The organism is Acidipila sp. EB88, assembly GCF_003858395.1.
In the GTDB taxonomy this organism is placed as follows: domain Bacteria; phylum Acidobacteriota; class Terriglobia; order Terriglobales; family Acidobacteriaceae; genus EB88.
Genome location: NZ_QWEV01000005.1, coordinates 1,880,180 through 1,899,564, shown reverse-complemented (window position 1 = coordinate 1,899,564; position 19,385 = coordinate 1,880,180). Strand labels below are relative to the sequence as shown.

The 19,385-nt window shown below is 63.3% G+C and carries 16 protein-coding genes; 6 read left to right on the top strand and 10 right to left on the bottom strand.

Annotated elements, in window-relative coordinates; genetic code table 11:
- Positions 1 to 115 precede the first annotated feature (115 nt).
- On the top strand, positions 116 to 1,387 hold the full coding sequence (locus tag D1Y84_RS08535) for a hypothetical protein (RefSeq protein ID WP_124848135.1): 1,272 nt from the start codon (positions 116 to 118) through the stop codon (positions 1,385 to 1,387).
- An 84-nt stretch (positions 1,388 to 1,471) separates the two neighbouring features.
- On the opposite strand, the gene D1Y84_RS08530 is transcribed toward D1Y84_RS08535, so the two are convergent.
- The gene (locus D1Y84_RS08530) at positions 1,472 to 2,758 is read right to left on the bottom strand and encodes a GlcNAc-transferase family protein (protein WP_124848134.1); all 1,287 of its coding nucleotides are present in this window, start codon (positions 2,756 to 2,758) and stop codon (positions 1,472 to 1,474) included.
- Positions 2,759 to 2,830: 72 nt separating this feature from the next.
- Positions 2,831 to 4,243, bottom strand: coding sequence for a glucoamylase family protein (locus tag D1Y84_RS08525; protein WP_124848133.1), 1,413 nt, complete (start codon positions 4,241 to 4,243; stop codon positions 2,831 to 2,833).
- Positions 4,244 to 4,419: 176 nt separating this feature from the next.
- Between D1Y84_RS08525 and D1Y84_RS08520 the strand changes: the two genes are divergently transcribed.
- The 3 genes from D1Y84_RS08520 (at position 4,420) to D1Y84_RS08510 (ending at position 7,638) form a co-directional block, all read left to right on the top strand.
- Positions 4,420 to 5,235 (top strand): hypothetical protein, encoded by an 816-nt coding sequence (locus tag D1Y84_RS08520; protein WP_124848132.1) that lies wholly within the window; start codon positions 4,420 to 4,422, stop codon positions 5,233 to 5,235.
- Between the two features lie 224 nt (positions 5,236 to 5,459).
- Positions 5,460 to 6,908 carry an outer membrane beta-barrel protein gene (locus tag D1Y84_RS08515; RefSeq protein ID WP_124848131.1) on the top strand — a complete coding sequence of 483 codons (1,449 nt, stop codon included), beginning with the start codon at positions 5,460 to 5,462 and terminating at the stop codon, positions 6,906 to 6,908.
- A gap of 58 nt (positions 6,909 to 6,966) precedes the next feature.
- The gene (locus tag D1Y84_RS08510; protein WP_233581282.1) at positions 6,967 to 7,638 is read left to right on the top strand and encodes an FmdE family protein; all 672 of its coding nucleotides are present in this window, start codon (positions 6,967 to 6,969) and stop codon (positions 7,636 to 7,638) included.
- Between the two features lie 516 nt (positions 7,639 to 8,154).
- Here the strand turns inward: D1Y84_RS08510 and D1Y84_RS08505 are convergent.
- From D1Y84_RS08505 to D1Y84_RS08490, 4 genes are all read right to left on the bottom strand, one after another.
- Positions 8,155 to 8,697 (bottom strand): DUF6580 family putative transport protein, encoded by a 543-nt coding sequence (locus D1Y84_RS08505; RefSeq protein ID WP_124848129.1) that lies wholly within the window; start codon positions 8,695 to 8,697, stop codon positions 8,155 to 8,157.
- 319 nt (positions 8,698 to 9,016) lie between these two features.
- On the bottom strand, positions 9,017 to 10,180 hold the full coding sequence (locus D1Y84_RS08500; protein ID WP_124848128.1) for an AI-2E family transporter: 1,164 nt from the start codon (positions 10,178 to 10,180) through the stop codon (positions 9,017 to 9,019).
- An 86-nt stretch (positions 10,181 to 10,266) separates the two neighbouring features.
- A complete protein-coding gene (locus D1Y84_RS08495; protein WP_199726379.1) occupies positions 10,267 to 10,596 on the bottom strand; it encodes a CsbD family protein in 330 nt (109 codons plus the stop codon).
- Positions 10,597 to 10,669: 73 nt separating this feature from the next.
- Positions 10,670 to 11,899, bottom strand: a complete 1,230-nt coding sequence (locus D1Y84_RS08490) for a metal-dependent hydrolase (RefSeq protein ID WP_124848127.1) — start codon at positions 11,897 to 11,899, stop codon at positions 10,670 to 10,672.
- On the opposite strand from D1Y84_RS08490, the gene ligA reads away from it, so the two are divergent.
- Both ligA and D1Y84_RS08480 read left to right on the top strand, forming a co-directional pair.
- Positions 11,886 to 13,967, top strand: coding sequence for an NAD-dependent DNA ligase LigA (gene ligA, locus D1Y84_RS08485; RefSeq protein WP_233581562.1), 2,082 nt, complete (start codon positions 11,886 to 11,888; stop codon positions 13,965 to 13,967). The two genes, D1Y84_RS08490 and ligA, sit on opposite strands and share 14 nt — an antisense overlap.
- Before the next feature lie 118 nt (positions 13,968 to 14,085).
- On the top strand, positions 14,086 to 14,580 hold the full coding sequence (locus D1Y84_RS08480) for a heme-degrading domain-containing protein (protein WP_124848125.1): 495 nt from the start codon (positions 14,086 to 14,088) through the stop codon (positions 14,578 to 14,580).
- Positions 14,581 to 14,685: 105 nt separating this feature from the next.
- Here the strand turns inward: D1Y84_RS08480 and D1Y84_RS08475 are convergent, their stop codons facing one another.
- The 4 genes from D1Y84_RS08475 to D1Y84_RS08460 all read right to left on the bottom strand — a co-directional run bounded on the left by D1Y84_RS08475 (position 14,686) and on the right by D1Y84_RS08460 (position 19,359).
- Positions 14,686 to 15,126, bottom strand: coding sequence for a hypothetical protein (locus D1Y84_RS08475; protein WP_124848124.1), 441 nt, complete (start codon positions 15,124 to 15,126; stop codon positions 14,686 to 14,688).
- 590 nt (positions 15,127 to 15,716) lie between these two features.
- A complete protein-coding gene (locus tag D1Y84_RS08470) occupies positions 15,717 to 16,802 on the bottom strand; it encodes a VWA domain-containing protein (protein WP_124848123.1) in 1,086 nt (361 codons plus the stop codon).
- Positions 16,803 to 17,141: 339 nt separating this feature from the next.
- Positions 17,142 to 18,239: an RluA family pseudouridine synthase gene (locus tag D1Y84_RS08465; protein ID WP_124848122.1), complete on the bottom strand. Its 1,098-nt coding sequence runs from the start codon at positions 18,237 to 18,239 to the stop codon at positions 17,142 to 17,144.
- An 82-nt stretch (positions 18,240 to 18,321) separates the two neighbouring features.
- Positions 18,322 to 19,359, bottom strand: a complete 1,038-nt coding sequence (locus D1Y84_RS08460; RefSeq protein WP_124848121.1) for an alpha/beta hydrolase — start codon at positions 19,357 to 19,359, stop codon at positions 18,322 to 18,324.
- Positions 19,360 to 19,385 lie beyond the last annotated feature (26 nt).

The window sequence follows — 19,385 nt, the reverse complement described above, 5'->3', positions numbered from 1 at the left end:
CCGCACTGCCACGAGTTAGACACTTTCCCGAAGCACGGTACCTTGGGGTGGATTCGTGTGTGCATGTGCCGACCGTAATCTTCCTGCATGATTTTGCGCTCAGTACAAAGAGGGAATGAAAGTACCTCTTGTCGCCGCGCTTCTATGCACTGCTACTGGCGCTCTTGGCCAGTACACAACACAAACCCTGCCGAGCATGCCGCTGAGTCAGTTTGAAAGCATGCAGGGCGTCAACGTTCACATGGAGTATGGAGATGGCCTGTACTCGAACTACAAGCAGGTACTCTCCGATCTTCAATATCTGGGCATTACACATATTCGCGATGGAGTGAACTCGCCGGGCTATACCGCCGGGCTTTACTTTCCGGATATCGAGTATCTCCTGGATAATGGCATCTTCGCCGACATGATTATTTCCACGCAGGGGCCTGAGTGCGGCAATCCCTCCAACTCAACCGCCGCGTGCGCACTCCCCCTGAACATGCAGGCGGTCGACACCCTGCTGCAGCACAAGGCGGGCAGTGTTACCTCAGTCGAAGGCTTGAACGAGATCAACAACGAAGCCGGCGTGACCGAAGCGGAAGCACAAGCAATGCAGACCGGCACATACAGCGCGACCAAGGCCGATGCGGGGCTGGGCAAGAGTGTGCCCGTACTCGACTTTACGGGCTTAAACCTGCATCCAGCTGTCTCTCCGGGATCCTTCGACCAGGCGAACATCCATCCCTATCCGAAGCAAGGTGCGGAGCCCGAAGCCACGTTTGAAGAAAACATGACTTATCTCTACAGCGGCAATCCCACGGCAAAAGCGATCACCGAGTTCGGCTATCGCAGTGTTCCGGATGGTGGAGATGGCGTCAACGAATTTGCCCAGGCGGACATGACGTTGAACGGCATTATGGACGCGGCAGCGGATGGTTACTCGTCTATCTACCTGTATGAACTACTGGATGCCTACGCAGGACAGTACTATGGTCTCTTCCACTATGACGATGGCGGCCCGAAGCTGGCTGCGACCTACATCCACAACCTGAATACGGTGCTGCCCAGGGATCGTGCTTCCAACCCGGTGGTCGTGAAGGCGATTGAAGTAGGGTTGCCGGGCACGGCGCGGCAGGTGGCGCTCACGGCGTCGAATGGCGACGTGTACGTCTTCACCTGGAACGAAGTGAACTCGTGGAACGTGGCCCAGCAAACGTACACCAGCCCGGCCATGCTCGGTTTCTACGAGCAGGTCCAGGGGACGTGGTCTTCTGTCACGCTCTTCTCGCCCGCGCTTTCTGGCACGTACGAGGTTCCAATCGCCGCGGCAGGACAGTACCAGGGCAGCAACTACTATTTCGGCTTGTACACCAACACCCCGGTCTGCATGCACTTCCACAAGTAGCCACTCAGCGCCATACGCGCGAGCTCCCCGAAGCAGGGAGACAAGCGATACGACACCTTTGAGAGGCCTGGTGCCTGCGAGCGCTCAGGCCTCTTCCTCCAGCACTGCACAGTCTTCAGGTGGCAGCTTCCCTTCCAGCCTGTCGAGCCATCCCCTGGATCGACTAAGCGGCCACAGGGTCCAGCGTTGCGGCGAGGTTTCCGACAGGAACTCGCAAAAAAGCACCAGCTCTTCGCTGTCGCCACGCAAAGGTACAAGCTTCTCCGCTTCAAGATCCACGCGGGTAATCTCGTACCCTTGATCATCCAGGATGCCGAGATACCAGAAAGCTGGATCATCCAGCGCGCCCGCGGGCAGTGCATTTCGTGGCACCGTCACCTTGGCGATCCACGGAAGGATGCGTTCGGCCCAGTCGACAGGCGGCTCCGCATTTGGCGGCTCCAGCCCGCGCACAGTGGGCAGTTGCGCCTTGCAGAGCCTGAACGAAAGTCCGGCGTACTGCTCATAGTCGGCAAGCGAGCGCTTTGTGCCCAGGCCGAAGCTGTCGACTGGGTTGCCCCGTAGAAGCAGCTGCACCTTGTTTCTGCTGCGCTTGTCTCTGTCGCTCCATCGGCTGCCTACCGTGTTCGCTGCAAAGTTCTCTTCGTTGTGATCGCCCCAGTGCTTGCGCGCATCGTTGCGCAGGTAGTCATGCCATACCAGCGACTCATGCGGGTGGAACAGGTCGTAGCCAGTAGTGAACGCGCGCACCGTCATGGACGATTCTTCTCCCATGAAGTACAGCTCCGGATCATAGGGTACTTCTTCCACGAAGAGGCCCAGGGTGAACAAGAAGCCCGCAGAGAGAAAGCGCGCCCGCACGGGTGCAGAAGGCTTCTCTCCTGCCGGGAACTCTGCCGGCTTGAGCTTGGGGAGACCGTCCGAAGTGAAGGACTGAAATGCGATCATGAGCGGGCTGCCCGCCAGTACTTCCTGCCTGCCGGGAACAAAGGGAGCGGCGTACGTCGTGAGGATGGGGCGCTCGCTGTTCGTTTGCACCATCTCCTCGAGCAGCCGCGTGTCCCAGTGCGTGGCGAAGCGGCAGTGTGAATCAATTTGCAGGAACCAGTCTTCGCCCTGCCACAGCTTCATGATTTCGGCGCGCGCCCAGCAGGCGCCCTGGCTCTCTCGCCAGTCCACATCGAGCACTCGAAAGCGGGGATCGTCGCTATAGGGAAAGGCCGGTTCGTCCGGCCCATGCTGCCAACAGACGCCGAAGCGCAGCAACTCAGGATTGCTGGCTTTCTGCAGGCAATCCTCCACTGTGGGCACCAACTGCAGATCCCGATAGGCAGCGATCGAAACGAAGATGAGGCTGTCTTCATTGTCCATGGCGTGAGCTTCCTTTGCGCTTTCAGGCTAGCAGTTCAAGACGGCCACGGTCCCGTGCCAGGCGACTGCGGGTCAGGTTTCAAGCCGATGAAAGCCCACCGCGTGGATCGCGTGAAGCAGCTCCGGATTGCGCATCGAGAGCGAGCGCACGGTGCCGCCTCGCTGATTCTCGGCCATGAGCATCGTGAGCGCGAGGTCAGACGCAATCACGTCTGAATCGAACCAGTCTGCACGGCCCTCCCCGCCGGGAAGAAAGGCATTGACGAAACCGTAGCGCTGAAAGCATGGCGGATGATGTTCCCGCATTGCTTTGAGTACTACGATGGACTCCTCTGGCAGAAGTGCAAGCGAGCCGCCGGCTGCATGGGGGGCGAGCGTGCCATCCCAGTCGCCGACAACCGGTGGCGCCGCCCATGCGGCATATGCGTGCTGAGCCGTGTCAGAAGCGGAGAAGCCCCAGACCCGTTCATCGACCCAGGGGTAGCGTCCATGTTGCAGCATGCACCAGGTTTTGTGGGCGCGCACGGCGGCAACGGAGTTCTCGAAGTAATTGGAGTGCCCGTCACCGAGGCCGCGCAGGTCGGTCCAGATGTGCAGATATTGGTGAATAAAGAGCGCGCCAAAGCTCGAGATGAAGCGAATGCCTCCATAGTCGAAGGTGTTGCGCTGAATGCCCTGCCATACCCCTGCGGGAATGGGATGGGACGGGGAGCCGATCGCGAGCAGGTACATCAGCATGCATTCGGAGTACGAGTCCCAGCGTGCCTCGAGAAAGCCGGAACCAGGAAGCCAGCCCATGGAAAGCGTTGCAGGCGCACCATGTGCGCGAGTGCGTTGTTGCGGGTAGCCATTGAGCATCCACGACCAATCGACTCGCTCGTAGATGGTGGCAACCAGTGCATCCACCCTGGCCGAGTTGAGGAACTGGCGAGCATGCAGCGCACCGGCAATCAGCAACGCAGTGTCGATCGAGGAGAACTCCGAGTTCGCGGCAGCAACACCGGTAGCGGCATGCAGGTAGTGCGGCAGAAAACCGTGCTCATGCTGCACCTGGTGCGCGATGAAGGCGAGCGTCTGCGCGATGCGCTGCTCGCAGGCAGCGGGTGCAAGATAGCCGTGCTGTGCCGCGACGCAAAGCACACTCAGGCCGAAGCCGGTGGCGGCGATGGAGCCCGTTGTGTATTGAAGGCCGGCGCCGCTTCCGTTTGCCGGCGCACGATCAAACACGATGCCTGTGTCCTTGTGCGCGCGCTCGATGAAGTAGTGCGCACACCGCTCTGTCACCTCATCGAGCAACGTGTGCGCGTGGCTGTCGAAGTTTGTCGGTTGATTTTTAACAGGGGATGCAGGCATGCGCGGCTGTGTGGGCAAGCGGCGCGCCTGCTCATGCGGATTGTGGTTGCATCCCGTTTGCAGGAGGAATGCCGGCGTGGCGGCAAGAGCGGGGAGCGCGCCCAGGGCGCGGAGAACGTCACGTCGCTTCATCAGTCAGTTAGACGCAACCTTGGGCGGGTACGGCCTCAGCGTCGCTCTTCCTGCTGGCGAGTAGATGCACTTTGGTACGCAGCACGATGGGTGGCGTGCGCAGGTGGATCACCTCAGTAATACGCGGACGCGGTAAAGAGATGGCGCCGGCGTGGATGTGGTCGTAATGTGTGGGCATGTTTCCCACAAACCTGTTCTGCCCCAGGCCGCCTGTAGGCGGCGCCATGCGCGCATGGCGCGGCGCCGGCGGTGCCCTCGTGCTGTTGTTGCTGATCGGTGCCCTGCTTGCGATCCCCGGCGTGATGCATGGGGAGAAAGACCCGGACGCAAAAAAGCCCAAGCCAGCGAAACCGCCCCGGGTGCATTCGGTGGTGCTGGGCGGAGCGAAGAAGGTGCCGTACTCGCGCGAAGGCGACCCTGCGGGCGCGCGGGCGGGTGAAAGCGAGTTGAAGCTTCGCCCGCTGGTGGTGGATGGGCGCGTCAAGGAGTGGACCACCGGCGAGGCACATGACGTCACGGACCGATCGTTCGCGGTGCGACGTGCGCTGCGCATCAACGACGCGCTGCCGACCGACAAGAATGAGCACTGGGTGTGGCAGAAGGGGCCGTGGCTGCTGATCGATCGCACCGCCGGTCACATGGTGCCGTTGAAGCTGCCCGACTATGATCCGGCTGTTTCCGAGGTGAGCTGGTTTCGCGACTATGCGGCGTATTGCGGGCTGACCTCGACGGGGAAACAACTGTATGCGGTGGTAGCACAGGTAGCAGCGAGGAAACCGCTGGTGGTTCGCAAGCTTGCGCCATGGGACGGAGCCGCGCCGCACACGGCGGCGGCCTGCGAGCCTGCGACGTGGCAGCGGGATCCGCTGCGCATCACCTTCCAGGCTACCGGGGCGCAGCCTGCTTCGTTTGACCTGGTGGGTGCCTCGGCGGTGCTGGCCGAAGGCGGCGATGCAATTGAGCCGACGGCACCAGGGGATAAAACGCCATAGACGGCGGCTTTCGCATGGTGCGGGTAGGCGCTGTGTTCGCGCGACCGTGTTGTGGGTGGGGCTTCGAACGCGAAGGAGGATGTGCCTCCATTCGGCTGGACCCGGTTCCCTGTTTCATGCGTATCTTTTCATCCCGCTGGAGAGTTTGCCATCCCGCGCAAACCGGGGCGCTGCGCATCTATTGATGCATGCGCTTTTGCCATTGCTGTTGGATCGTCTGCGTGATGAGCGCTGCTGCTGTAACGTCAGGCACGGTACACGCGCAAACCGGTACGATGCCTGCGTCGCGAGAGAGCAGCGGCGGTGGCGCATTGCCGACCGCGCCTAGGGATTCGTCGACTTCCGTAGCTTCGTTTGCCTCACCCGCACGCGCGGGGTTCTTTGCACGATGGGCGGCGTATTACAAAGCAGACTGGCATCCTTCAACGAGCGTGGCTGCTGCGCCTGCACCGGCGCGACGAGGGGCGCCGTCGCCGCTGGACTCCCCGCCGTTTCCAAGCTCCGACTGGTCGTATGGAGGCTCACCGACGATCGGCGAGCCGGACACGCAGAGTTATCCCCTGATGACGGCGATCAACGGAGCACGTTCGAGAACCAAGGCGTATGGATGGGTAGAGCCGACGGTGAATGGAAGCACCTCGTCGGACTCCAATGCGCCGGTGGCGAATGATCCATACGCAAACCGTTTCGAGCTGAACCAGTTCGTGTTGTACGTGGAGCGATTGCCGGACACGGTGCAGCGCGCACACGTGGACTGGGGCTATCACCTGACGGCGCTGTACGGCACGGATTATCGCTACACAACCGACAAGGGCTACCTGTCGCAGCAACTGCTGGACGATCACCATCAGTATGGATTTGACCCAGCGCTCGAGTATGTGGATGTGTATTTTCCGCACGTGGCACAGGGAATGAACGTGCGCGCGGGCCGGTTCATTTCCATCCCGGGGATCGAGGCGCAGCTGGCCCCGAACAACTACGTGTTTTCGCACTCACTGTTGTACGCGGTGGACCCTTTTACCGATACCGGCATCCTGGCGACGATCAAGCTTTCAGACCGGTGGCTTGTGCAGCTGGGACTTACCGCGTCGCATGACGTGGCGCCATGGACACGCGACGCGAAGCCGTCGCTGGACGCGTGTGTGAGTTATACGACGCACTCGGTGAACGACAACATCTACGCGTGTGCGAATGGCATCAACGACGGAGAGTACGCATACAACAACATGCAGCAGTACGACGCGACGTGGTATCACCGGTTCTCAAAGTCGGTGCACATGGCGACGGAAGCGTACTCGATGTCGGAGCGGGACGTGCCGGCGGCCGGGGGTTCGATCGCACCGGAGAAAGGAACCAACGGAGCGGCGTGCCGACCAGGCGCGCAGCGTTGTTTTGCGCCGGAGTATGCGCTGGCCAACTATGTGCAGCGGGAGTTCTCGCCGCACGACTACGTGTCGTTTCGCTCGGACTTTCTGAATGACAAGAAGGGGCAGCGCACGGGAGTGGCCACGCGCTACTCGGAGAACACGCTGAGCTGGACGCACTGGTTTGGATCCACCGTGCAGTTGCGGCCCGAGGTGCGTTTTGATCAATCGTGGGACCGGGCTGCGTACAACAACGGCGCGCGCAGCAGTCAGTTCACCGCGGCATCCGATTTGATCTTCCATTACTGAGACTGGTTGCGAACACGCAGGCGCGAAGGCCGCAATTTACCATCAACATATGGAAGCGATGGAACTGTTGTTGGCAGATGCGGAAAAGGCCCATGGACACCTGTGCGCGGGGCAGATCCTGGGCGTGCGCATGGCGATGCTGGGATGTGCGCGGCTGGGCATCGAAGAACCGCGTGGACGCGACCGCAAGCGGCTGGTGTGCTTCATCGAGATTGATCGCTGCGCCACCGACGCGATTGGCGTGGTGACGGGCTGCCGCGTGGGCAAGCGTGCGCTGAAGCTGCGCGACTGGGGCAAGATGGCCGCAACGTTTGTGGACCTGGCGGACGGCAGGGCCCTGCGCATCGTGGCTACCGAGACCTCGAAGCAGAAGGCGCGCGAGCTTTACCCGGAGATCGAGAACAAGAATCAGCAGCAGATGCGGGCGTATCGCGAGATGCCGGATGCGGACCTGTTCCTGGAGGAGTGGGTCGCGGTGCGGATCGATGCCAAGGAGTTTCCGGGGTACAAGGGCGAGCGGGTGGCGTGCTCGCAGTGCGGAGAGGGTATCTCATACGAGCGCTGGGTGGAGCGGGACGGACAGCGGCTGTGTATGGGTTGCGCTGAGCCAGAGGCGCGCTACTATCAACCGCTTGCGTCTGGCGACGATGTTGGGCGGGGCGATGCGAGCGCGGTAGGCGCACAGCCGGCAGCCGTGCCGGTGCTGGTGCCTCGCTGCGAATGTCCCTAGTGGAGTGAGCGCGGTTTGCGGAAGCAGCCGCCCGCTCTTTGCAACAACCACGGTTTCCAATGAGGCTGTGGCGGAAACCTTGATTCAAGCTTTGTGCGACCCGGAACCAGGACGCGGCTTGCGGACGGCGAGAGGTTTCCGAGGGCTGCTGCAAGCCTGCTGGATATGCACTTCACATGGTGCAGTCAAGAAGGCGCAAAACAGGCGCAAATGTGGCCAAAAATGTGCGCAAATGAGCCCGTTTTGGCGCGTTGCTTTAAACAACGCGAATTCATACTTATGCACCTTTTTCGAGGTTGGTGCATAAGTATGCAGAAAATAACGGATGAGCACTGGGTGAGTCATTTCGGGCGGTGCATATTTATGCGCTGCACAGGATTGCCGCGCCAGGGCGTATAGTGGCGCCCTGCATCGAACGCATGATGGGGTAGGGTGGCAAGCGGCGGGGTGCACGCCGCTGCGGGGTGAGACACGACCGGCCCGGCAGGGTCACGGGATGACCCTGCCGGGCACCGCCTAAGCCCGGGTGGGGGTGGCGGGGGTGTGCGCGGTCCGAGCGACCAGCGCCGGCAAGCCGAAGACTGCGCCCACGACGACCAGGGTGGAGAGCAGGTCGTTGCGATAGAACGGAAGGGCCAGGGTGTAGCAGGCCTCAAGCCCGGCCAGCGTGTGCGGGTACCAGGAGCCGGGCGCAGCCCAGACAGCATAGTTGCTGACCGCGAAGAACGAGGTCGAAGCGAGCACGGCAGAACCGGCGACGCGCGCAAAGCCGGGACGGCCGCGCAGCAGAAGGTAGCCAAGCACGATCACCAGTGCATACCAGGCCCAGGTAAGCAGGTAGCTGTTGAGGTGGAATGGGAAGCCATAAACGACGCGTGTGAGGTAGTAGTCGCCCGCGGCGAGCAGCGCGACGGGCAGGAGGGCGGAAGGCCAGAAGAGACGCGCGGGTCGGCGGCCACCCCAGACGAGCAGCGACGCACCCACGGCGGTGAAGTTCCACCAGGGATGGGGCAGCACGTGGCTGCAGAAAGCAGCGAGAAGAAGGATTACGGGTAACATGGCAGCTCCAGAAGTGGCACCTTCCATTGTCCGGGGTTAGAGGGGGCGGGTCAAGCGTGGATACCACGTTGCCTGGGCGGAAAGGAGGATTGTGGGAACGCTGGTCCACTTAGCGAGCGGGTGGGGCGAGTAAGTACCGGCACTTAGTTGGGAGTGGAGAACGGTAAGGTTGTGTGTGCCCGGGTCGCTCGGTTGGGGGTGCGGGCCGTTGCGTCGCCCACGTCTCCGAAGCGAGACACGGGGCGCACGCGGTGGTGAGGGTGCATAGAAAAGGCGACCCGTGGGCCGCCTTTTCTGCTGACTGCCTGATGCCTGGTGGTCAGGCGGAGGGGCGGATGATGGTTGCAGTGGCTGCGGTATTGGTGGCGCTGCCAGTGGGGCCGACGAGATTGGACTCCGGGGCTTCAGGAGCGCGATGCATGCGGATACGCTTGGCGAGGATGCGCAAGGTGGCCGTGACCGGCACGGCAATCAGGGCGCCCACGACACCGGCTGCTTCGCCGCCGACCAGCACGGAGAAGATTTGCAGGAGGGGGTTGATCTCGAGCGACTTGCCCATGATGCGGGGGGCGCTGATGTAGTCCTGCACGAGGCGCCAGATGCCCAGAAACAGCACCAGCCAGATGGCGTGCGGGTAGCCGGAAAGGATCGCGATGACCACGATGCCGGCAGAACCGACAGCGGGACCGACGACCGGGATGAACTCGAGGAAACCCGCAACCGGGCCAAGGATGAAGGCGTAGGGAACGCGCAGCACGCTGAGCACAACCGTGTAGGCGACGAGGGTGAGGCAGGCCAGGATGATCTGCGCGCGGATGTAGGAGCCGAGCATGACATTGATGTCGGTGACAAAACCTTCGATGAAGGTGCGCTCGTCGCGTGAGCGCCCCAGCGAGATGACGCCTTGCGCGATCTCCTCTCCCTGCCGCAGGAAAAAGATGCTAAGGATGGGGATCAGGATCAGCCACCAGATGTGCTGGGCGGGTTCGGCGATCTTGGAGCCGATGACCTTGCCATAGCCGAGGATGTCGGTGCGATGGCTGACCAGGAAACCCTGGATCTGGTTGACCACGGCGGGACGCAAATGATGCGCCTGGCCGAACTGCTGGATGAGCTGGCCGGAGCCGAGGCGATCCAGGAGAGATGGCAGGCTCATGGTGAGCTCGCGGCTCTCGTCGCCGATGGCCGGACCGGCGATGAAGCCCACGCCGACGAGCACGCCGATCAAGACGGCATACACAACGAGAATGGCGCGGCCACGGCCACGCAGGGGCTTCTCAAGACGCGATACCAGCGGTGCCAGGAAGTATGCGAAGAGGATCGCGAACAGGAACAGCGTCAGGGTTTCGCGCGCGGCGTGCACGAAGGCCAGAACGATCAGAAAGATCAGCGTCGTGGAAAGCACGCGCGCGACGCGGGGGTCCCACAGGTCGTCAAGGAAGGTATGGGTCGTGCTCGGAGTCACACGGTCTTGCAAGGGCATGGAGGATCTCGGGGGGAGCGGGAGTGAAGGCAGGCTGTGGGGAACAGCCCGCCGGGCTACGACTGGTGTGACAAGCGCGACGAAGCCTAGCTCTTGAGGTTGGAGACTGCGTCGGAGACTGCATGCGCGGCCTGGCCGACGCCATCCTTGATGTTGCCTACGGCTTCGTCGACGTAGCCTTCGCTCTCGGTCTGTTCGTCGCCGGTGAGCTTGCCGAAGCCCTGCTTGAGCTTGCCACCGAGCTTGCTGCCGGTACCTGTGACTCGCTGCTTTGTGCCCCAGCTTCCGATGTTGTTGCCGAACTCATCCACATCGTCGCCGGCGTATTGGGGTCCCGGGGTGAGCTGATTGGAATACAGAACATAGGCGGTTGCGCCCAGGAAGGTAACACCAAGAATCCACATGAACTTAGACATTTCGATATGCTCCGTGCGGGTGTGATGCGGCAGCGGCAAGGCTAGATGGCCATGAGCCGCGTGCAATCGGGGATCAACGCTGCCGGCGGCCGTTGATCCATTGCGCAAGGATGGCGCCGTCGCTGCCAACCACCACATAGCCAGACAGAGGCGGAGCGTCGGAGGCGAGCGGGCCGAGGGCAGCGCGGGAAAAGCGCAGGTCGGAGAAGACCACGGTATGCGCGCCTGGCGGGAGTGGTTCGGGGTTGTCGGGCGGTGGGGCGTCGCCGATGTCTTCGATCACGGGCCAGGAGGACCAATCGCCGTACACGCGGCCGAGATAGGAGGCGCGCGCGGCGGTGATGGCCGGGGTGAGGCGCGGGATGGCTGTGACCTCCGCGGGGTCAAGCAGGCCCTCACGCGTGTGCGCGGTGGCGGACTGGTGGGTGGTGGCGGTTGCCGCGATGGTGTGCCAGGTGAAGGGGTTGACCATGACGGGCTCGGCGGCGACGCGGAGCAGGGGCTCATGAGGAGTGGCGGAGTCGTCGCCGCGGGCGGCTGCGTGCTGGGCGTGAACCATGGCAATGGCGCGGGTGTGCTCGTGGGAGCGCACAGCGTAGAGGAGCACCACGAAGCAGAGCGCGGCGATGGCCCATGCGGGACTGCGTGGAGTCGATTGCGGGGCGCGGCGGACCTCGTTGTCGATGAGGCCGAACAAGGCGGGCAGCACGAGTGCGAGCAGCAGGGCGGCGAACAGCAGCGGCTCGAAGATAAAGACGATGCTCCAGGCGTACCAGTGCGGGTTGAAGGGCGCGAAGGGGCGGATGCCGTAGTTGTTGGTGAAGTCGAGGAGCAGGTGGGAGAAGTCGGCCAGCAGCGCGAGAAAGAAGAGCAGCAGCCAGCGCACGGGTTGGGCGGGGGGCTTGCGGCCCAAGCGGCGGCCCAGGGCGGCGAGGCACCAGACGACGCCGACCACGGCGAGGGCCATAAAGGGTGCGCCGACGAGGGTGTGGGTGATGCCGCGGTGGTGGGCGAAGCCGGTGACAGGGCCGCCGAGCGAGAAGAGGACGTCGATGTCGGGCGCCTCGGCGGCGAGGCACATGGTGAGGGTGGCGTAGGCGGTGCGGCGGTTGAAGCCGGAACGGCCAAGGCAGGCGCCGGTGAGGAAGTGGGTAACGGGTTCCATCGTGTGTGCCTCTAAGGATGCACTGCCCGCGCGTGGAGCGGGGGCAAAAGAGTGGGTCGGAGTCGGTAGGATGGGCGAGGAGAAAAAGACCGTGGCGAAATCGGCGGCAAAGGCGGCACAGCAGGTGGGGAGCGACAAACACACAAACACGCACAGTGCGCAGGAGCGGGTGGGCGCGTTGCGCGAGCTGCTGCGACACCACGAGTACCTGTACTACGTGATGGACGCGCCGGAGATCGACGACCTGCAGTATGACGCGCTGATGCGCGAGTTGCAGGGGCTGGAGGGTGAGCACCCAGAGTGGGTGACGCCGGACTCGCCGACACAGAGGGTGGGCGGCAAGGCAGCGGACGGGTTCAGCAAGGTGGCGCACTCGCGGCCGATGTTGTCGCTGGACAACGTGAACAGCGAGGCGGAGCTGCGGGAGTGGGACCGGCGCGCGCGGGAGCTGGCGGGGCCGAGCGCGGATGTGAGTTATGTGTGCGAGTACAAGCTGGATGGCTTGTCGATGGCGCTGCACTTTGGGCCGGGTGAGGAGGGGCAGGAAGAAGGCGGCGCGGTGCGGCTTTTGCGCGGGCTGACGCGTGGGGATGGGTCGGTGGGCGAGGACGTGACGAGCAATGTGCGCACGATCAAGTCGGTGCCACTGGTGATCAGTGCGAAGCAGCGCGAGAAGGCGGGGCTGCCGGAGCGGTTTGAGGTGCGGGGCGAGGTGGTGATGCCGCTCGCCGGGTTTCTGGCGATGAACGAGGAGCGCGAGTCACTGGGGCAGGCGCCGGCGGCGAACCCGCGCAATGCGGCGGCAGGGACGATTCGCACGCTGGAGCCGAACGTGGTGGCGCAGCGGCGGCTGGATTTTTACGGCTACTTTCTGCTGGACCCGGAAGGCGCGCCGCTGCTGCCGACACAGAGTGCTGCGCTCGATGCGCTGACGGCAGCGGGGTTTCGCGTGAACCCGCACCGCGAGGCAATTCGCGAGTTCGACAAGCTGCTCGCGTTTATCGAGAAGGCCGAGGCGAACCGGACGGGGCTGGGCTACGAGATCGATGGCGTGGTGATCAAGCTTGACCAGACCGGGCTGCAGCGTCGACTGGGGTACACGGGCAAAGCACCGCGGTGGGCGGTGGCGTACAAGTTCGCGTCGCGCTTCGCGGTGAGCGTGGTGGAGGACATCAAGGTGCAGGTGGGGCGCACGGGCAAGCTGACGCCGGTGGCGGTGCTGCGCCCGGTGGGCATCGGCGGGATCACGGTGACGCGCGCGACGCTGCACAACGAGGACGAGATCGAGCGGCTGGGGCTGCTGATCGGGGACTCGGTGCGCGTGGAGCGCGGCGGCGATGTGATTCCCAAGGTCGTGGAGGTGGTGGGCGCGGACGGAACGGACAAGGATCACCCGCGGGGAACGCGGCCGTTCGTGTTTCCGGAGCACTGCCCGGTTTGCGGCGCGGAGGTGAAGCGCAGCGAGGGCGAGGCGGACCACCGGTGCGTGAATGCGACGTGCCCGGCGCGGGTGGCGGGCTCGCTGCTGCACTTTGCTTCGCGCGGCGTGATGAACATCGAGGGGCTGGGCGAGGCGGTGGTGATGCAGCTGCTCGAGCGCGGGCTGGTGCACTCGGTGGCGGATATCTACCTGCTCGATGAAGCGAAGCTGCTGTCGCTGGAGCGGATCGGCAAGAAGACCGCGGACGCGCTGCTGGCGGAGATTGCGAAGTCGCGCACGGCGCCGTTATATCGCGTGCTGTATGGACTGGGGATCCGGTTCGTGGGGGAGCGCACGGCGGAGCTGCTGGCGGAGGAGTTCGGATCGATGGATGCGCTGATGGCCGCGACGCAGGAAGAACTGGAGCGCGTGAACGAGGTAGGGCCGCGCGTCTCGGCGAGTATCGCGGAGTTCTTCTCGGAGGAGCCGAATCGGAAGCTGGTGGAGGAATTAAGGGCTGCCGGGTTGCAGTTTACGGCGAAGAAGCGTGAGCGGACCGAGGAGTTGGCCGGGTTGTCGTTTGTGTTGACAGGCACGCTGCCGACGCTGACACGCGAGCAGGCCAAGGAGAAGATCGAGAGCGCGGGTGGGAAGGTCGCTGGGTCGGTGAGTAAGAAGACGAGTTATGTGGTCGCGGGGGAAGAGGCGGGGTCAAAGCTGGAGAAGGCGCAGGAGTTAGGGGTGAAGGTGCTGGATGAGGCTGGGTTGTTGGGGCTGTTGACTTAGAAGCAAGACCCCCTGCGCGGGAGGCGGCCACTTCGTGGCGGGTGATCTTTTCAAAAGCAAAAACATGCCACGAAGTGGCCGCGAGCCGCGCAGGCGGGTTTGTACTTAAGGAGAGCGCATGGGAATTGCGGAAGATCTGGAGCGGATTGCGCGGCAGGAGCGGGAGCTGGTGTTTGCGCGCTTTGACTGGGATACGGCGTGGCGGCTGGGATCGTGGTTGCGGGCTGCGGGTGCGCAGGATGGGTTGCCGATCGTGGTGGAGGTGCGGCGGTTTGAGCAGCCGTTGTTTTATGCGGCGCTTGCAGGGACCACGCCGGACAACGCGGACTGGGTGCGGAGGAAGGTGAATACCGTCACCAAGTTTGCGAGGTCGTCGTATGCGATCGGGTTGGAGTTGAAGGCAAAGGACACGGATTTAATGGCAAAGTATGCGCTGCCGGAGCGGGATTATGCGGCGCATGGAGGGTGTTTTCCGATTCGCGTGGCAGGGGCGGGGATGATTGGCACGGTGACGGTGTCAGGTTTGCCGCAGAGGGAGGATCATGCGCTGGTGGTGAGAGCGCTGTGTGCGGAGCTGGGATTGGGGTATGGGGAGTTGGGGCTGGCGGAGTAGGTTTTCGCTCGCTCGCGGGTCGGCAAGAGGGACCTATAGTAGGGTCAGACGGGTTAATTGCAAGCGCGGTCTTTGAGTGGAGCGGAAGGCCGCGACATCGATCGGCTATGTTTTTTCAAAGCTGTTTACGATGCCAGCCACAAGCTCACTCATCTGCTCCAATGTTTGGACAAGAGGCCAGCGCTTCATAGTGACAGGCTCGCTGATCGCGATGTCAAACGCGATCTTAATATCTTCTTTACCTTCGCAGTTCCATTTCACAATCACAAGTTCGTCACCAACCTTAGTAGGCGGTTGGCAGGGTATGTCAAACCAAAAAGTCTGTGGCTCGACACTTCCCCAACCGCTGGGTGGAGCAGTTTTTTTTAGTTCCCTCTCAATAAACTCGTTGGTCAGGTGCATGCCTATCGTTCCCACCGCAATCATGGGGATTGATACAACGCGGTGTTTGTCCTCGATATCCAGCCTGTGCAATACCCATAGAAGATCATTGCCGCTTTGGTACGGCTTAAACGCATCGATCGCCACTTTATCGGCATCGGACATGCCCGGCACCTTACTACGGGAGTGAGATTCATACTTTGCGAGCGTGTCGCTGATCGGAAAATACACCTTAGAAGTGGGCTCATAGCCATTGCGTTTTACTAGTGCGCATGCCAAGAGATCAAGAGCGCTTCGAAGGTTATGAAGAGCGTCCCCTGCTACTAACGAGATCTCCCGTGGGGGCGCATTGAACTTGTCAACCCTGATCGATGTATGTCCTTGTTGATAGTCGTACCTGCCGACTACGGTGCACGGATCATCGGAAAGAAACGCGAACTTTGCGACTCTCAGATCGCTGATGTGCTTGTTAGCTCTACCAATCTTTAGGTGGGCGTCCGCGATATCTGACATTGGGCCTGAGCTTCTAATTTTGACTGGCGATGCTAACAACTGCTTTGAGGAGCTTCGCCAACCTAGCGGTCAGCCTATGAAGTGCCGCTGGAGAGCAGTCGGCCCACTATATCAATCATTGGTATTGCTCATCGGGCAACTATGATTACCGCTCCAGATATGTCTAGGAAGTCAAGCAAGACCTAGCCTCATTAACGCTAGAGGTTAGCGATGAGCCGCGCATGCTGCTGCAGCCAGTGAGGCTAAGGCCGAGGCGCGAAGTAGCCGGTGCGGGAGCGGACCTGGTAGCGGCGGTCGAGGCAGAAGAGGTAGATGGTGCGGAAGGCGCCGTTGGCGGAGAAGTCGGCGGGCTTGTAGCTGAGGGAGTACTGGGTGCGCAGCTCCTGCTGGATCTGGGTGAAGGAGATGGGCATGTCTTCAATGCGCGTCGGGTAGAAGGCGCGGCCGCCGGTGGCGTCGGCGATCTTCTGGAGGGTATCGTCGCCGCGGTCACGCGAGGGGCTGACGTTGGTGGAGATGGCGTAGACCGAGGTCTCGGCGCGCTGGCACTCCTTGATGGCGTCTTCGATATAGGCGTGGCTCTGGTTGTCGTCGCCGTCGGAGATGACAACGATGGCTTTGCGCGCGGGCTCGTGGTGCTCGGTGGCATCGAGCATCTTGTTGTGGCAGCCGGTATAGAGGGCGTCGTAGAGCGCGGTGCCGCCGCCGGAGTGGAGGCCGTCGATGCCGGTGGTGAGCAGGTCGAGGTTGTTGGTCCAGTCCTGCTTGAAGTCGGGGGTGAGATCGAAGCCTTCGACGAAGGCCTTGTCGGACTTGGGGCGGAGGATCTGGAGCAGGAACTCGTTGGCAGCCTGCTGCTCAAAGGCGAAGCGCTGGCGGATGGAGGTGCTGGTGTCGATGACGATGCCGACGCGCAGGGGCAGGTTGGTGTCCTGCTCGAAGCGGTAGACCTGAGCGGGTGTTTTGCCGTCGTCGAGCAGGGCGAAGTCGCTCTGCTTGAGGTTGTCGATGAAGTGGCCGTGGCGGTCAGTGACGGCGAAGGTGAGGTAGACCTCGTTGACCTGGGAGCGCAGGGTGAAGCCGGGGGCTGCTGCGTTGTCCTGCGGCGCCGGGGCGGCCTGCTGGGCGGCTGGCTGCGGCTGCGTCGCGGCGGGCGTTGAGCTTTGGGCCGGGCTTTGCGGCTGGCTTTGCGGCTGGGTGGTCGCGGGCGTCGCGCCGGGCTGCGTGGCGGGCGTTGGAGCCTGCGCGCAGGCGCGGGGTGCGGGGGCAGCGGCAACGAGCGGGAGTGCGGCAAGGCACAGGAGGGCAAAGGACTTCAGAAGCTTCATCGGCGTGCAGCCATTCTACATTTCGGGGTGTGGGTGGTGTTTTGCGGTGGGGTTGCCGGGCTGGCCAGGTCGGAGTTTGTCTTACCTCGTCTCAGAAGCGAGACATGGGACACCCGGCTGGCTGGTTGTGCGGTTCTGAGGAGAGGCAGCGGGGTGGCCGGGAGTTGAGGGTGGGCGGCCGCGGATCCTTCGCTGCGCTCAGGATGACATGGCTTTGGGAGGGGAGTTGGGGTGGCCACGTCTCGAGTGCGAGACGTGGCTGGGTGGGGATCGGGTGTTCGGGTCTTTCAGTACATGCCGCGAGTGGTCGCCAGCCGCACAGGCGGTTTTGCTTGTGTTCTACTCGGCGGCGGTGTCGGCTTGCTCTTCGGGTAGGGCTTCGAGGTCGGCGAGGAAACCGGTGAGTTCAAGAGGCAGCGGGGCCTTGAAGACAAGCGGTTCGCCGGTGCGGGGGTGGGCCAGCTCAAGCTCGGCGGCGTGGAGGAAGTTGCGCTCGAGCGACAGGGTGTCGAGGGCGCGGCGGCGGCTTTTCTTGATGATCTTCTGGCCGGCTTCGGCGCGGATCTCGTGGGGCGCGCCGTAGAGGTTGTCGCCGACGACCGGGTGGCCGAGTGAGCTTAGGTGGACGCGGATCTGGTGGGTGCGGCCGGTCTCGATGCGCACGCGCAGCAGGGTGAACGGGCCGAAGCGCGTGGAGATGCGGCGATCGACGATGTAGTGCGAGATGGCGGAGCGCGCGCCATTGACGCGCTTGGTGGTCATGCGGGTGCGACGCACGGAGTCGCGGCCGATGGTGGCGTTGATGGTGCCGCGGTCTTTCTCGAGGTGTCCGTGCACGAGCGTGACGTAGGTCTTGCGCATGGCGCGCTCGGCGAACATGGCGGAGAGTTTCGCATGGGTGGTGTCGTTGCGCGCGACCAGAATCAGGCCGCTGGTCTGGCGGTCGAGGCGGTGCACGATGCCGGGACGGAGTGGGTCGCCGCCGCCGGAAGAGAGCGATGCATCCCCGTCGGCGCCGTAGTGATGGAGCAGGGCGTTGACCAGGGTGCCGCGGTCGCGGGCGTTGGGGACTGGCGGAGCGTCGGGGTCGGCGTCTTCTTCCGAATCGTCGGAGCGGGCGCCGGCGCCGGCGTGCACGAGCATGCCGGCGGGCTTGTTGATGACGGAGAGGTCGCCGTCTTCGTAGATGATGTCGAGCGGGATCGCTTCGGGCGTGGCCTTGAGCGGGGGCAGCACGGGCTCGCGGAGCACTTCGACGTGCTCGCCGCCTTCGAGGCGCAGGGAGGGCTTGGCGGTTTCGCCATTGACGAGGACGCTGGACTGCTCGAGCAGGAGCTGGACGCGGGCGCGGGAGACGCCTTCAAGCTGGGCGGTGAGCCAGCTGTCGAGGCGCGTTCCCGCTGCCTCGACCGGCACGGCGTGTTGCGATAAGGCCATTGTTTCAGGGTAGCAGGCGGGCGAAACCGCCTGCGCGGCTGGCGGTCCCTTCGGGACTTGTATTTTCTAAAAGCTCAAAAACTTAACTCTTGTGGCCAGGGCCGTCGATACCGGCGGGCCAGTCGGGCATGTTGGCGGCAGGTGGGGGTGGCGGCGGCGCGGACGGGGGGATGAGGCTATGGTGGGTCATCCAGGCGCGCAGCAGCAGGGGCCAGCCGGCGAGCTCGGGGATGTCGCCACAGAGGCCGCAGCCGTGATTGCTGTAGTCGAACAGGTGCATTTCCACCGGGACCTGCGCGGTTTGCAGGGCGGAGTACATGGCCACGCTGTTGGCGACAGGCACAACGGGGTCCCCGGTAGTGGCGAACAGGAACGTCGGCGGCGTGGCCGAGGTCACGGCGTACTGGGGTGAGAGCTGGTGCAACTGCGCGGGGGTGGGGTTGGGGCCGAGCAGGTTGGTGACAGAGCCGGCGTGGGCGATCGGCGCCTCCATGCTGATGACCGGATAGGACAGGATGGCGAAGTTGGCTTCGCAGCCAAGGCCGGAGAGGCCGGAACCGGGCGCGTCGCTGACATGGCACTGGGTTGCGAGCGTGGCTGCGAGGTGACCGCCGGCCGAGGAGCCCCAGACGCCGATACGGTCGGGATCGATGCCGTAGTCGGCGGCGTGAGCGCGGATCAGACGCATGGCCTGGGCGCCGTCCTGGATCTCGACAGGAAAGGCGTAGGGAGCGACGCGGTAGTCGAGCACAAAGGCGGCGATGCCCTGGGCGTTGAGCCACTGGGCGTACTGGATGCCCTCATGCCCGAGCGCGACCGCGTAATAGCCGCCGCCGGGAATGATCAGCACGGCAGCTTTGGAGGATCGCGTGGCGGGCAGAAACGGGTAGAAGCGCGGGCGGTCTGCCTCGGCATGGCCGAGCGCGCCGGGCGCCCCACCCGGGTACAGAAACACGGGCGCGGGGATCGCGATGCTGGGCGCGGGAGCCAGCGGCGGCGCGGCCGGAGCGGCCTGGGGGCGGAGCTGGGGCGCGGCAAGCATCGCGAACAAGGCAGCGACGGTGAGCAAGGCGGTGTGGCGATATGAAGTGGGTCGAGCGGGCAGGCGTACTGGCTTCATGCGAATAGAGATGCGCCGGCAGCAGA

Bases quoted from the DNA above. Each gene is read 5' to 3' on its own strand.
- D1Y84_RS08530 (WP_124848134.1), bottom strand. From the start codon at position 2,758: ATGGACAATGAAGACAGCCTCATCTTCGTTTCGATCGCTGCCTATCGG.
- D1Y84_RS08500 (WP_124848128.1), bottom strand. From the start codon at position 10,180: ATGCCCTTGCAAGACCGTGTGACTCCGAGCACGACCCATACCTTCCTT.
- D1Y84_RS08470 (WP_124848123.1), bottom strand. From the start codon at position 16,802: ATGAAGCTTCTGAAGTCCTTTGCCCTCCTGTGCCTTGCCGCACTCCCG.
- D1Y84_RS08515 (WP_124848131.1), top strand. From the start codon at position 5,460: ATGAGCGCTGCTGCTGTAACGTCAGGCACGGTACACGCGCAAACCGGT.
- D1Y84_RS08535 (WP_124848135.1), top strand. From the start codon at position 116: ATGAAAGTACCTCTTGTCGCCGCGCTTCTATGCACTGCTACTGGCGCT.
- D1Y84_RS08465 (WP_124848122.1), bottom strand. From the start codon at position 18,239: ATGGCCTTATCGCAACACGCCGTGCCGGTCGAGGCAGCGGGAACGCGC.
- D1Y84_RS08495 (WP_199726379.1), bottom strand. From the start codon at position 10,596: ATGTCTAAGTTCATGTGGATTCTTGGTGTTACCTTCCTGGGCGCAACC.
- D1Y84_RS08510 (WP_233581282.1), top strand. From the start codon at position 6,967: ATGGAACTGTTGTTGGCAGATGCGGAAAAGGCCCATGGACACCTGTGC.
- D1Y84_RS08460 (WP_124848121.1), bottom strand. From the start codon at position 19,359: ATGAAGCCAGTACGCCTGCCCGCTCGACCCACTTCATATCGCCACACC.
- D1Y84_RS08520 (WP_124848132.1), top strand. From the start codon at position 4,420: ATGTTTCCCACAAACCTGTTCTGCCCCAGGCCGCCTGTAGGCGGCGCC.
- D1Y84_RS08475 (WP_124848124.1), bottom strand. From the start codon at position 15,126: ATGTCCGATGCCGATAAAGTGGCGATCGATGCGTTTAAGCCGTACCAA.
- D1Y84_RS08480 (WP_124848125.1), top strand. From the start codon at position 14,086: ATGGGAATTGCGGAAGATCTGGAGCGGATTGCGCGGCAGGAGCGGGAG.
- D1Y84_RS08505 (WP_124848129.1), bottom strand. From the start codon at position 8,697: ATGTTACCCGTAATCCTTCTTCTCGCTGCTTTCTGCAGCCACGTGCTG.
- D1Y84_RS08525 (WP_124848133.1), bottom strand. From the start codon at position 4,243: ATGAAGCGACGTGACGTTCTCCGCGCCCTGGGCGCGCTCCCCGCTCTT.